The 12,614-nt window shown below is 48.7% G+C and carries 13 protein-coding genes and 1 pseudogene; 2 read left to right on the forward strand and 12 right to left on the reverse strand.

The genetic code is table 11. The features are described from left to right. Nucleotides 1-111 precede the first annotated feature (111 nt). The 12 genes and pseudogenes from ACTQXY_RS14020 to ACTQXY_RS14075 form a co-directional block, all read right to left on the reverse strand. A pseudogene (locus ACTQXY_RS14020) lies at nt 112-2,064 on the reverse strand (VirB4-like conjugal transfer ATPase, CD1110 family); the annotation flags it as partial. Then, complete coding sequence (locus ACTQXY_RS14025; protein WP_016147255.1) at nt 2,009-2,476, reverse strand: PrgI family protein; 468 nt, start codon at nt 2,474-2,476, stop codon at nt 2,009-2,011. The pseudogene ACTQXY_RS14020 and the gene ACTQXY_RS14025, both read right to left, overlap by 56 nt. A 16-nt stretch (nt 2,477-2,492) precedes the next feature. Further along, nucleotides 2,493-3,362 (reverse strand): VirB6/TrbL-like conjugal transfer protein, CD1112 family, encoded by an 870-nt coding sequence (locus ACTQXY_RS14030; protein ID WP_434320057.1) that lies wholly within the window; start codon nt 3,360-3,362, stop codon nt 2,493-2,495. A gap of 69 nt (nt 3,363-3,431) precedes the next feature. After that, nucleotides 3,432-3,650 carry a Maff2 family mobile element protein gene (locus tag ACTQXY_RS14035; protein WP_003525154.1) on the reverse strand — a complete coding sequence of 73 codons (219 nt, stop codon included), beginning with the start codon at nt 3,648-3,650 and terminating at the stop codon, nt 3,432-3,434. Nucleotides 3,651-3,869: 219 nt separating this feature from the next. Then, nucleotides 3,870-5,747 carry a VirD4-like conjugal transfer protein, CD1115 family gene (locus ACTQXY_RS14040; protein ID WP_154468235.1) on the reverse strand — a complete coding sequence of 626 codons (1,878 nt, stop codon included), beginning with the start codon at nt 5,745-5,747 and terminating at the stop codon, nt 3,870-3,872. Next, complete coding sequence (locus ACTQXY_RS14045) at nt 5,744-6,244, reverse strand: PcfB family protein (protein ID WP_154468234.1); 501 nt, start codon at nt 6,242-6,244, stop codon at nt 5,744-5,746. Before ACTQXY_RS14045 ends, ACTQXY_RS14040 begins: the two co-directional genes overlap by 4 nt. An 87-nt stretch (nt 6,245-6,331) precedes the next feature. Then, entirely contained in the window at nt 6,332-7,069 is a 738-nt protein-coding gene (locus tag ACTQXY_RS14050) for a BRO family protein (RefSeq protein ID WP_154468233.1), read from the reverse strand. A 49-nt stretch (nt 7,070-7,118) separates the two neighbouring features. Then, nucleotides 7,119-7,997, reverse strand: a complete 879-nt coding sequence (locus ACTQXY_RS14055; protein WP_154468232.1) for a DUF6017 domain-containing protein — start codon at nt 7,995-7,997, stop codon at nt 7,119-7,121. 69 nt (nt 7,998-8,066) lie between these two features. Next, complete coding sequence (locus ACTQXY_RS14060; protein WP_441659983.1) at nt 8,067-8,258, reverse strand: hypothetical protein; 192 nt, start codon at nt 8,256-8,258, stop codon at nt 8,067-8,069. A 26-nt stretch (nt 8,259-8,284) separates the two neighbouring features. After that, entirely contained in the window at nt 8,285-8,560 is a 276-nt protein-coding gene (locus ACTQXY_RS14065; protein ID WP_154468230.1) for a DUF5720 family protein, read from the reverse strand. Nucleotides 8,561-8,572: 12 nt separating this feature from the next. Further along, nucleotides 8,573-9,508 carry a ParB/RepB/Spo0J family partition protein gene (locus ACTQXY_RS14070; RefSeq protein WP_154468229.1) on the reverse strand — a complete coding sequence of 312 codons (936 nt, stop codon included), beginning with the start codon at nt 9,506-9,508 and terminating at the stop codon, nt 8,573-8,575. Further along, entirely contained in the window at nt 9,465-10,286 is an 822-nt protein-coding gene (locus ACTQXY_RS14075) for a ParA family protein (protein WP_057573058.1), read from the reverse strand. Before ACTQXY_RS14075 ends, ACTQXY_RS14070 begins: the two co-directional genes overlap by 44 nt. Nucleotides 10,287-10,591: 305 nt before the next feature. Between ACTQXY_RS14075 and ACTQXY_RS14080 the strand changes: the two genes are divergently transcribed. Beyond that, nucleotides 10,592-10,795 (forward strand): tyrosine-type recombinase/integrase, encoded by a 204-nt coding sequence (locus tag ACTQXY_RS14080; RefSeq protein ID WP_441659984.1) that lies wholly within the window; start codon nt 10,592-10,594, stop codon nt 10,793-10,795. Continuing rightward, complete coding sequence (locus ACTQXY_RS14085) at nt 10,788-12,140, forward strand: tyrosine-type recombinase/integrase (protein ID WP_004612622.1); 1,353 nt, start codon at nt 10,788-10,790, stop codon at nt 12,138-12,140. Before ACTQXY_RS14080 ends, ACTQXY_RS14085 begins: the two co-directional genes overlap by 8 nt. Nucleotides 12,141-12,614: the final 474 nt, after the last annotated feature.

Below are 12,614 nucleotides of genomic sequence, written 5' to 3' on the forward strand. Positions count from 1 at the left end.
GGTCAGACAGGAACTTCCCCTGTCAAATCGAATATAGAGTTCAGATTTCATTAGAAATCTGTCTTGCTTTGTTCCATATTTCTATGGAGATTAACAAGAAACAAAGCGCACATCCTGCACCACCAGCATCCCGATTTTCTTCAGCTGCTTGCCCAGTTCCTTGATGTCATAACAGACAATGCGGTTGTTGATGTCCACATTGCTCTGGTGGTTGAACACATTGAGGGAGCCGGTCACATAGATTTCCAGTGCCGTGGCGATGTACTGCGCCTCTTTTTCCTCCTGCGCCCGCAAGAGGTTATACAGATCCTCCAGAATGGGCATATTCTCCGGGCGCGGGTCGTTCAGATAGTCCTGATAGACCAGCCGCACACAGCGGTCGATGATGGTTTTCTGCACCGGCTGCAAGCCCTCCTTGCCGCCCACGATCAGCTCGCACAAGCTGAGAATAAAGTCAGACTTGAGTGACAGCGGGCTTTCATCATCCGAATAGTCCAGATTCAGATCCATCGGATTGATATAGTTGGTTGAAGTAGGTGAGATCTTGATGACCTGCCCATGCAGACGCTTAACAAGAGGGGCGTACTCCGCTTCCGGGTCACAGATGATGACATCATCCGAAGTGAGCAGGAAACTGTTGGCGATCTCTCGCTTGGCGCTGAAGGACTTGCCGGAACCCGGCGTACCGAGAATCAGACCATTGGGATTTTTCAGCAGCTTTCTGTCCACCATGATGAGGTTGTTGGACAGAGCATTGATGCCATAGTACAGCGCTTCTTTGCCGTTCTGGAATAATTCCTGGGTGGTGAACGGCACAAAGATTGCCGTGGAACTGGTGGTCAGTCCGCGCTGAATCTCAATCTGGTTGATACCCAGGGGCAGGCAGCTCATCAGCCCTTCCTCCTGCTGGAAGTCCAGCCTTGTCAGCTGGCAGTTGTATTTCTGTGCGATACTGGATGCCTGGAACACATTGTTGTCCAGCTGGCGGGGATTATCTGCGGTGTTCAGCACCAGGAAGGTTACAAGGAACATTCGCTCGTTGCGGCTTTGCAAGTCCTGCAAGAGCTTTTTGGCCTCGACACCATAAGTGGCAAGGTCGGAAGGGATGATGTCCATGTCGTATCCTGCTCTGACCGCCTTTTTCTGTTCCTCGATTTTGGATTTATCCAGATCGGTGATTTTCCGCTTGACCGTCTTGATGGCCTTGATCTGATCCACCGACTGGATGTGCAGGCTGACGATCAGCGAGCTTTCCATGTCCAGAAAATCAGCCAGCATCCGGTCATTCAACTCTGGGGCCAAAATTTGTACGAAGCTGACGGCTCCGTACTTTTTACCCATGCGGAACTGCCTGCCGGTGCGGAACTCAAAGGAGCTGGGGGCGATAAAGTCCTTGGTGGACAGGCCGCTGGACGGGAGCCAATCCCACTCAAAACGGAACGGCAGCTGCTCATCCATGTGGAAGATACCATGCAGCTGGGAAAGTCGTGCTTTGCCGTCCAGCGTTTCCGCCGCCACACCCAGCCGCTTGAAGTTGTTGAGAATGTCGGTCTCAATGCGCTCCAAACGGGGCTTGGCCGCCTTGATGCTGTCCGCGTCAATGCCAAAGGTAAGATACTTGGTTTTGATGAGGCCGTTGTTGCCCTTTGCCAACTGGTTTTGCAGCATGGTCATGTACTCGATACGGATGCTGTCAAAATCGTCCCCCTGGAGAGGGATGTTGATGGCGCGGGCAAAGGTTCCCTCCGATGCTGCAAGGTTCAAAAAAGACAGCTCAAACTGAATCGAGCTGTCGAAGTAGTTGAGGAAATCGCACCAGCCCTCGAAGATCGCGGTTTTATCCTCGTTCTGTGAAAGCTGATAGTTGATGTCCTGAAATTGAATGGTTTTTGTGTAGTGACCGTCTGATACCCGGCAGATACCATCCGGCCACATCCGTTCATAAGGGATGCTGTCCTGCGCGGATTTTTCCTTTTTGTCCGTGCGGTTGGCGCGGGCAATGGCAGCTTCAATCTGCTTTCTGTCGGCGCGGGACAGCTTTTTCTTTGTTTTGACCGGCTGCACAGCTTTTTCCTCGTTTTTTCCGAACAGCTGGTGCAGCCAGTTTTTGATTGCCGTAAACAATGTGTGACACCTCCTCGTCGAGATTTGCCTGCCGCTGCAACACGGCATAGAAGTTATTGGTGCGGTAGGGGCGCTGCCTGGGGCGGATCACCGTGACGCGAATGATATTGCCCACAATCTTTTCCAACGGCTGGCCATGCTTTTCGTACATCGCCAGCAGGAAGAAGGGCAGCATCACGAACATCATGCACAGGGCTGCCGTACTGTTTCCGGCAGAGCCACGGAGCAGAAAGAACAGCGGTACGCCCAAAAGCGCCCCTCCGCCGAAGCAGACTAACTGCCGCTTGGTTAAGTTGAAAGCAACCTTGGTTTTGACTTTCGTCAGGTCTTTAGGTACAGGTACATAGGCCATAGAAACTCCCTCCTCCTTAATGAGCCTGGAATACAGCTTTTGCAAGGCTGCCGGTCTTAAAGAGCGTAAAACACAGTAAAACCGTATAGCCCACACAGCTCCAAATCGCCATAATCACATCTTCCTCCGTAGCGATGTCCTGTACCAGTACAGCATAAATCGCCACACAGACAATAATGAGAAATGCCTGGAATCCCAGCGCCAGCAGGGAGCGCAGATAGTTCTGGCCCATGCCGCCCCATTCCTTGCCCATCATGGCAGCCATGGGGATGGGCGCAACGGATGTCACAAGGTAAATTTCAATCATACGGCCATAAATCACGATGAAGATGCAGATATACAGCGCCCACATGGTAACGCCGATAAACATACTCTGGAACCAAAGCCCGAACAGCGGACCCAAATCCATTTCCATCAGCCGGGGTTCCATGTCCGTAAGGACAGAGGAAATATCAATGGCGGTATCCGAAGAAATGATGCCGGATGCCTGTGCCACCACACTCTGCGCCATATCGAACACGCCCATGACGATATTCCATGTATTCGTGACAAGGAGTATGGCTGTGGCTGACTTGAACACCCATTTGAAAATCATCCAGGTATCCACATCATGCAGGTTGTTTTTGTCGGTAATCATCTGGAGCAGTTCCAGCGTCATTACAATCGCCAGAATCACACCGGCGATGGGAACCATGATGGAGTTGGACAGATTCTCAATCATGCTGAAAATATTGCCATTCCATCCCTGTGGGGTCTGGCCTACCTGTACGGATATATCCGCGACCTGCTGATTTACACTGTCAAACATCCCCGAAAGGTTGCTCATAATGCCGCCTACCAGCATTTCTTTCAGCCAATTTGTCAGGGCTTCAAGTAAGAAATCCATACGGTGTCAACCTCCTTTCCGCCGCCCCCGCAAAGCTGCGGGAGCGGCAAGGATTTCATACGGAGACGCTTAGACAGAGAAAAGCCCGGAGAGCAGAGGTACAAGGACCATGCCTACCACGGCTACACCAGCACCGGCCATGAGCTGCTTCATGCCCTGTGATTTTGCACCAGGGTTGTCGTTTCCGTAACCTTCCAGCAGGTTGATGACGCCCCAGATACCAAGACCAGCACCGAGCGCGATAACGAGGGTCTGAAGAACGGTGATTGCCTGTTCAAAAAATGCCATATAGTTTGTTAGCCGGAATCTGATTAAAAAATAGGTTTGTCATGTTTCATAGGCATACAAAAGCCGGAACAATCTGCCGCCCGGTTTCCGGGGGCATGATTCCGGCTGTCCTCCTTTTTCATTATTTTTCTTGCGATTGTCCGCCTTGTACGCCAATGGCCTCAACAGAGGCAGGTGCGGCGAATAGATAAGATCACTCCTTTCTAAAGCGGAACGAAATTAAGTGCCCTTTGTGTCTACTTCATATACATCGCAGACCTCATTGGGCTTGAGTTTCAGCCTTGCGGACAGAAATGCTTCAATGTCAAAAGCGTTCTTGTCATCCGCGTCGGCAGTGTACTTGAAATTGGGGTGCTTGGTAATATCGTACTTATCCGAAAGGAAAGGACGCACACCGCGCAGCTGGAGGATGCACTTGCCGCCGTCCATAACGGCCAGTTCGTCCTGGCTCATCAGACTTTTCCCCAATTTTTGATAGTTGAGCGAGTGGGAGGTTTCCCGCCCACGGCTCTCACCGGTGTTGTAGGTGTCGATGGTCTCTTTCCCAAGTACAGCTTCCAGCTCCTTGAGTGTAGTCGGCTCCTTGCCGCCCAGGAAAATGGAGGTATCCATATTGCCGATGATGGTATCGGCGTTGTCCTTGTAGATGGCTTTCAGCTGGCTTTGCGCCTGCAAGACCAGACAGGCGGAGATCTCACGGCTTCGGATGGTAGCCACCAGCTTTTCCAGTTTGGGAATCTGTCCGATGTTGGCGCACTCGTCGATAAGGCAGCGCACATGAACCGGAAGCCTGCCGCCATACACATCATCGGCCTTTTCACAAAGCAGGTTGAATAACTGGGTGTAGCACATGGAAATGAGAAAGTTAAAACTGTCATCCGTATCACTCATAATGAGGAACAGAGCCGTTTTTCTGTCTCCCAGCGTATCCAGTTCCAACTCATCGTAGGATGTAACCTCGCGCAGCTCCGCAATATCAAATACGGCAAGACGCGCACCGCAGGAAATCAAAATCGACTTAGCGGTTTTGCCGGCGGCCAGCTTATATTTCTTATACTGGCGCACCGCAAAGTGATTTGGCTTCTCGGCTTCCAGTGCATCAAACATCAGGTCCACCGGGTTCTTGAACTCCTCGTCGTCCTCCCGGACTTCCATGGCGTTGATGAACTCGATGAGTGTGGCAAAGTTTTGTTCTTCCACCGGGGCTTCATAGTGGATATACCCGATAAGGGCGCAGTACAAAAGCGTTTCCGCCTTGACCCAGAAATCATCCCCGGCTTTGCCCTCGCCCTTCGTGTTCGCAATTAAAGTCGTAACCAGCTTCAAAATGTCCTTTTCGCTGTGCAGATAGGCAAAAGGATTGTAGTGCATGGACTTTTTGAAGTTGATGGTATTGAGAACCTTAATACGATACGGCTCATAGACCACTTTGCCGTTTTTGTCCTTTACGGTCTCATAGACCGGATTGCCGTGCCGGTCCTTTACCAGCTGATGATCCTTGCCCAGCTTGGGACGCATTTTCGGTGTACCGCGCTGGAGCATTTTGCCGCACTCCACCAGGATGGTGCCTTTGGGGTCTGTCACCACATAGGAACTGTGCATCTGCATCAGGTTCGGCTTTAGCCAGAACCGGGTCTTACCAGAACCGGAGCCGCCAATCACCAGTACATTTTTGTTTCTGGCAGTCTTGGGGTCCTTGGGGCGACTGTTCATGGTCAGGCTCTCCGTTTTCGTCAGAATCACATTGTTCTGAAATACAGGATCAACGTAAGGTGCAATATCCTCACGGGTTCCCCAGCGGGCCGAACCATATTCCAAACCATGTCGATATTTCTTGGCGTTCTTGCTTTTAAGATACACCGCCAGCCTCAGACCAACACCGCAGCACAGCCCTACCAACAAGTCCAATGGATGCAGGCTTGGCCAGAAACTTTGCAACGCCCCAGGCAGAACCGCAACCAGCGAAAGAAACTTTTCTGAAGCATCCGCCCCTTGTGCCATTCGCCATGCCTCTCCAAAATTGGTAGCAAACAGTCCCAGCAGGATATACGGCATATTCAGCAAAATGAGCTTTTTGATGTCCAATGTCTTTTTCATCGTTCCAGCTCCTTTCGCTTGGTGCGATCTACCACAGCATTTTTAACCATCTCTTTGAACTGGTTAAGTTTTGTCAGTACGGACGGGCGCTCTGTTTTCGTTGCCTTTTTGACCTTTTTGTTGGTGTACTCTGTAAAAGCTGCTGTCAGCGCATCCGCATCACGACCTTTGAAAAAGATCAGGTACTTGGGCGGGGAGCTGCTGCGGTCTTTCTTCACCGCATAATCCACACCGTATTTCCGGGCGATCTTCTCAAACTCCTTGATGGAGGGATCGGTGATCTCGATATTGGAAACGCCCTGGTTCTGACCAATGAGCTGCTTGACCGTCTGCTTACCCTGGGGCTTCACAGGCGCGTCCCGGCTTCTCTGCTTATTCAGCTTCTTTTCCTTGCGATGGGCAAGGTATTTACAAATGGCGGCCTTAAACAGCCGCCCGGTGAACTTTGTGCCGTTGACTACCAGCGTCAAAGTCCTGTTTTCCACTTCTTCCTGCATGGGATAACGCCTCCTTTCCACGGATTTTGCAGGGATGGTTCAAAAACTAAGGCGGTACCACCAGCCGCCGCAGAAGATACCGGGTCATCATATCATCAGCAGGATGCTGTCCCGCAGCTGGGCAAAATGCAGCTTGCCCTGGGGCGTTACCAGCGTATAGGAGCCGGTATGCCCGTGGTTGCAGTAGTCCTTAACGGTGAATAGGCCGTCGTTGGCAGGTTTTGCATAAGGCAGTACATTCCCGGATGGGGCGCGGTACACAAACCGCTGTTTCAGCAGGAAGCGGATAAACCGACGTTCCGGCACAACCAGTTCCTTGGCGGTGGTACGGAGATTGGTGCTGTGCTTGAGGTCGATAAACAGGTCATAAAAGGCTGCCTTGCCCTCCAGCATGGCGTTTTCCTCACGAAGTGCCGCATTTTTCTCGCGCTCGGCCAGCAGGTCGGAGCATAGCTTCATCATGGCTTCCGGGGAGGTAGCGATCTCCCACAGCTTTTCTCTGGTGATGTAGGCCCCATGCTTGCGGATAGAGGGCAGCACCTCATCGAACACCCAGCGTTCAAATCGTTCCGCAGAGGGCAGCTTGCTGTGAACGATCAGGCGGTACACATCGCCTTCGGGAATAAATTTCATTCGCTGAATACCGCCGTTAGAAGGGGTCGGTAAAACGCAGACCCCTTTGCAGTGGGCTGTGATGGCATCAGCGGTACGTTGGTATCCAAGTGCTTTCGCAATATCCTTTCCGCAAAACAATACCTTGTCGTCCTGCTCAAAAGTGCGGATACTGCCAAACTCCGGGTTTTTGAAAATTTCCATTTGGTTCATAGCGTAACCTCCTGTAAAAGTCGTTGTTGTGGGATGAAAAAAGACGGCCTTACCAGCCGCCTGCGTTCATATCGTGATTGACCTGTGAAGTGTAGTGGTTGCTGATGGTGGTGGGTGCGTTAAACAGCACCGTCAGCAGGTACTGCTTCATGTTGCGGACCTCGGTGGTGTTTTTCTGTAAGCTGTCCATGACAAACCGGATATGCTCGCTGTCCAGCTTCAAAAACCGGGAGCGCACCACCTCATGAGGGAAGTCGCTGCCTGCGATCCGGGTGGTTTTGCGTCTGGCACAGACGGTTTCCACCATCAGCTCCACAATCTCGTCCAGGTCCTCCCGATAGGTGGCAAACTCCCTGCACAGGTAGTCATACTCGATGTTCTCTAAAATCAATTCCCGATAATTTTCTATCTCGGAGACAGACATCGCATCCCTTCCTGTCCGTTCCGGCGGTCTTGCCGCCGCTGTTTCCCGGAAGGGAGTGGAATCGGTACTTGATCCATGAGTAATTGATTTTTGAGTATTTGATTTCTCTATATTTAATTCTGCGGGCTTTTCCGTATCCGGTTTCTCCATATCCGGGTTTCCCGTATCTGGTGAAGCCGTATCCGGCTGGGGCGTATCCGGGTTCTTCGGCTGTGGTTGCTCGTAGATAACATACTCGGTATCACTGATCCGACCCTGTTTGTCCCGCAGCTGATGACGGACAATGTACCCGGCAGCTTCCAGCTCCCGCAGCGCACCGCCGATTGCGTCCACGCCCTCTTTGCAGATGGCGGCAAGCCCTCTGGTGGTATAGTTCCAGTCCTCCGGTAAGGACAGCATCATGGAAAGCAGCCCCTTGGCTTTCAGGGACAGCTTTCCGTTGCGTAAATGGTGATTGCTCATTACGGTATAATCTCTGGTTCGTTCAATGCGAAATACGGCCATTGACCTCACTCCTTCCAAATTTCTCAGGGTATGAAAAAAGCCACAATCCTGTAAAAAGAATTGTGGCAGTCAGCAGTTTTGTTCACTTTTTCTGCGCCGGTAGGGGCGCTTGGGAATGGGCGGTTTATCCAACAGGTCATCTCCCTGAGAGAATGGCAGAGTTTGCAGAACACAGTCAATCTCCATAGATTCCATATCATGCTGGGAATGGCAATCCTCCCGGATTGCTTCCCGGATTTCCTTTACAGTACACATTTCAATCCTTTCCTTTCGCAGTAATGATTTGTTTATGAGTGGCGGCGGCGCTTGTCCGGCTTAAAATCGAGGATATGTCCCTCAATCACACGGGCATACCGCTTGATTTTGATTTCCCGATGCTGCTGGCTTTGCAGGGCAGCCTGATACCCGTCCTCGGTCAAAAACAGCCGCATTTCATCACCGGGACTGCCGTAGGCACAGGAACGCAGGACAGAAAACTCAATCATCCGGCGGGTGTTGTCCTGAAAACGCTCCACGGCAAGAATGTTGTGTCCTTTCAGCTCACGGGCTGAAATATCTCTCATAGGCAGCTCCTTTCATCGTTCCTGGTCTCTCTGACGCTTTCTTTGCCACTGTTCCAACAGCTTGATAATGGTTTCCTGCATCCTTGCCGGAGTATAGCTCTTGGGAAAATACTTCCGCAGGGTGTCTGAGGTGAATGTCACCTTGTCCAGATCGCTTTTCTTTTCCTCGCCCATAATGGCCCGCATCACATCAATGGATAAATGCCCCTCTTGGCTGAATTTCTTGAGCCGCTGGGCTTGGGAGAGAGAAGGGGTAGCTTGTTCGCTGTCCATCGCGTCCAAAAGCTGGGTCTGTTCCTCTTTTTTCAGGAACGACAGCTCATACGCCGGATTGAGAGCGATTTTTCGCTCATCCACCATATCTAACAGCTCAGGAATCAGCTCCGTCAGACGAATAAAGCGTTGAATTTGATTTTTACTTTGCCCGACTTGTTCAGCCAAAATGTCTCTGGATTTCTTTCCGTCTGACTTGTGCCCAACTTGGGCACAAGTTAAATCTCTGCGCTCGCCTTGATGCTTCATGGCATCCAGCTTCATCTTATAAGCAAAGGCCCTCTCGCTGGGGAGCAGGCTTTCACGCTGCAAGTTGCTGTCCACCATAATGATGGTGGCGGCATCGTCGTCCAAATCCCGGACAATGACCGGCATGGTCTCTTTCTCAGCCAGTTCGCTGGCTCTGTGCCGCCTGTGTCCGGCTACTAATTCATAGCCGCCCTCCGGGTCAGGTCTTGCAATCGCCGGAACCAGCACACCATACTGCCGGATACTGTCCGCAGTTTCCATCATGGATTCATCATCCTTGACTTTGAACGGATGGTTCTTAAAAGGGTGCAGCTCAGACAAGGGAATTTCCAGCACCCGTTCCCGCTGTGCATCGGCACGGCTTTCCTCGGTGGAAAACAGGTCATCTACCGATGCCAGCTCTACTTTTTTCGCGCTGCTTTTCAAGTTTTGTCACCTCCTGCGTCAGATTTTTGTAGCTTTCAGCCACCTTGCCGCCGGGGTCATGGGCAAAAATGCTCTTGCCCTCGGCGCTGATTTCCTTCGCCCGGACAGAATGGGGAATTTCCGTGCCGAACACCTTGATTTTGCTGCCGTAGGTTTCCCGCAGCAGGGCGGCGATCTCCTTGGCAAAGTTAGTGCGGTTGTCCACCATCGTCAGCAATATGCCGTCGATTTGGAGTTTGGGATTGATTTGCCGCTTCACCTTATTGACCGTCTGGAGCAGCTGTTCCAGGCCCTTGGCGGGCAGATACTCCGCCTGGACGGGGATTATGACCCTGTTGGCGGCTGCCAGGGCATTGACCGTGAGCATACCCAGGGAGGGCTGACAGTCAATCAGGATATGGGAATACTGTCCCTTGAGCGTGTCCAGATACTGCCGCAGGATAGTCTCTCGGCTCATGGCATTCACCAGAGAGACCTCCATACCAGAGAGCTGGATGTCAGCGGGCATCAGGTCAACGCCTTCCGGGTGGTGCAGGATACCCTCTCCGGGGCGTAGCGGCTCGTCCATCAGGATACGGCCCATCGCGTCGGACAGGGTAAAGGGCAGCTTGTCCGGCTGGGGGTGGCCCAGGCTGATGGTCAGGCTGCCTTGCGGGTCCCCGTCGATCAGCAGCACTTTTTTCCCGGCCTGCGCCAGCCCAATTCCCAGGTTCGCGCAGGTGGTCGTTTTGCCAACGCCGCCTTTCTGGTTGGTGATGGCGATGATTTGCGTGTTCAATGACTTCACCTCATTTCTGATTGGTGTTGTCATGTGCCTGCACAGCAGTCCTGGAAATGACAAAAGCCGCCACTTGAAACAAGTGACGGCTTCGCCTAAATCCAATATTCTACTGTGTTTGAAATCAAAAGGCTTTGAGTTCCTTTCTGCTATTCATTTGTCGTTAATGAAACACCTCCTATAATTCGACTTATTTCAGTATGATTTTTCGGTTTGGAAAAGGATGAAAAAACCAGACTGAAAACCTCAAAACCCTTGATTCTACGGGGCTTTTCCGGTTTGTCGTAATTATACCGTAAGGGCATATATTTGCAACAATTTTAATTGAGCAAGGAATGCAGTTGGAAGAAATTTCTAAAATAATGGGGCATAAAAGTATTGCAACAACCTTTGAAATTTATTGTGGCATTATTGAAGCGAAAGGGAAAATTTCAGCATTGATTGATTCCTCATTTGATCCAATTAATGCCGCTTCCAAATCTGCTGCGGGAGGGTGTACACATGAATAAAAAGCCAATTATAAAACCTGATGTTAAAGAAAGTTTTCAATATGGTGATATCGTTTCATGGAAATTTAGAGATACAATTACTCCTGTAAGAGGAAAATTTGCATACCGTTTTTCTCTGACGTTTTCCACTGGAATTGTAATTCCTATGCAAAAAGGTGGATATAGTACGAAAACAGAAGCGCTGAAAGCAAAGGAATTTGCGATTGCTGAGTTGCATTCAAAAAGGTTTATTCCTTTTGAATACACGCTAAAAGAATTTTTTGACTACTGGCTATATTATTATATGATTGATGAAAGAAAGATATCCTATCATACATTTTGTAGCTATCGCAATGTAATCTACAATTACTTTTTAAAAACATGGGATCCAAACAGCAAAATTACAGATATCGAACGTGACGATATTAAAAAAGGGCTGGATTCTATTGAAAAAGTGAGTGTTTTGCTTTTATCCTATACTGTTTTGAAAGGTGCTTTTACATACGCAAAAAACCATCAGATGATACGAATAAATCCTGTTCTAACTGCAATTCGTATGAAAAAAAAGGCTGTGAAAAAAGCTTATAATCAAGCGTTAAGAGAAGGCACTATAAAACATCAAAAAAAGGAGTATCCAATTCTTTCCATTCCGCAAATTTCATTATTGCTGTTAAAATGTAAAGAAACCAAAGCAGAAATGTATATACCATTACTTTTGACGTTAACAACCGGCCTTCGAATATCTGAAGTGATTGCAATCAAATTCTCGGATATTGATTGGTGGGAAGGGGAATTACATGTCAGACGACAGTTAGGGAGAACAACTTCAAATGATGGTGAGGCAGACAACCGATTATGTACACAAGAGGTGAAAACAAAATCTCATTCAGGAGAACGTGATATTCCTTTGGGTGATTTTGTTATAGATGAATTGATTGTGGCACGCCATAAGTATGAAACAGTGCAGAAATCCAATCCCCAATTTCAGGATCTGGACTTTGTATGTTTTAGAGAAAACGGTTTGCCCTATAACAGGGGTAATTTGGGGAAATCTTTTAAAGAACTGTTAGCAGATTGCAATTTGCCCAAAATGCGATGGCATGATTTGAGACATACATACGCAACTGTTTTAAAGGAAAATGATATTAGTTTGAAAGCGATATCTGTCTGTATGGGACATAATGGAACAGGGGTTACAAAGGATGTTTATATCAATCTTCCTGAAGAAATATATGACTGTGAGAAGGTGATTGGCAATTTTATAATAGATATTCTGCCTCAAACAGATTTTGTATTCGACATTCAGATATCTGAGAAAGATTTGCTTGAACTCCTTCCGCAAAAAGTATATAATACGGTGGGTTAACATGCTGTTTCAGAATGTTTTCTGCTGCTTCATATCAAACAATATCATATTCTCATATAGGGTGTTAAATGATAGGAAAAGCAGGACAAAATTTTTAAGAATTTAATTATAAAATAGGTGATTTATAGTATCAAATTATGTTGTGCAGTGCTATGTATTTTATGCAAGACCATGAAAATGGTGTATAATTATGCATAGTGCTGCACAGTAGAAAAAAAGTAAATTTGTTACGCAAGGGCAAAAATCAGGTGAAAAACAGCATTTTTCATACTGAAAAGCGTCCCTGAAAATCATAAAAAAACAGCTATTTTTCGTGAAAATCGAAAAAGAAAATAAGATTACTTTTTTGTATATATTAAACAAAAACGAAAGACTAACTATTAAAAGTCAAGTCTAAAATGAAAGGTTTTTAAATGAATTGCAAAAATGCATTTCAGATATAGTTGAACCTTGAAAACTGCATGACAAACAGAG

The organism is Faecalimonas sp. LCP19S3_D12, from assembly GCF_052121495.1.
Lineage (GTDB): Bacteria > Bacillota > Clostridia > Lachnospirales > Lachnospiraceae > Faecalimonas.

Coding starts and splice junctions, on each gene's coding strand:
- ACTQXY_RS14025 (WP_016147255.1), bottom strand. CDS start 2,476: ATGGCCTATGTACCTGTACCTAAAGACCTGACGAAAGTCAAAACCAAG.
- ACTQXY_RS14030 (WP_434320057.1), bottom strand. CDS start 3,362: ATGGATTTCTTACTTGAAGCCCTGACAAATTGGCTGAAAGAAATGCTG.
- ACTQXY_RS14035 (WP_003525154.1), bottom strand. CDS start 3,650: ATGGCATTTTTTGAACAGGCAATCACCGTTCTTCAGACCCTCGTTATC.
- ACTQXY_RS14040 (WP_154468235.1), bottom strand. CDS start 5,747: ATGAAAAAGACATTGGACATCAAAAAGCTCATTTTGCTGAATATGCCG.
- ACTQXY_RS14045 (WP_154468234.1), bottom strand. CDS start 6,244: ATGCAGGAAGAAGTGGAAAACAGGACTTTGACGCTGGTAGTCAACGGC.
- ACTQXY_RS14050 (WP_154468233.1), bottom strand. CDS start 7,069: ATGAACCAAATGGAAATTTTCAAAAACCCGGAGTTTGGCAGTATCCGC.
- ACTQXY_RS14055 (WP_154468232.1), bottom strand. CDS start 7,997: ATGGCCGTATTTCGCATTGAACGAACCAGAGATTATACCGTAATGAGC.
- ACTQXY_RS14065 (WP_154468230.1), bottom strand. CDS start 8,560: ATGAGAGATATTTCAGCCCGTGAGCTGAAAGGACACAACATTCTTGCC.
- ACTQXY_RS14085 (WP_004612622.1), top strand. CDS start 10,788: ATGAATAAAAAGCCAATTATAAAACCTGATGTTAAAGAAAGTTTTCAA.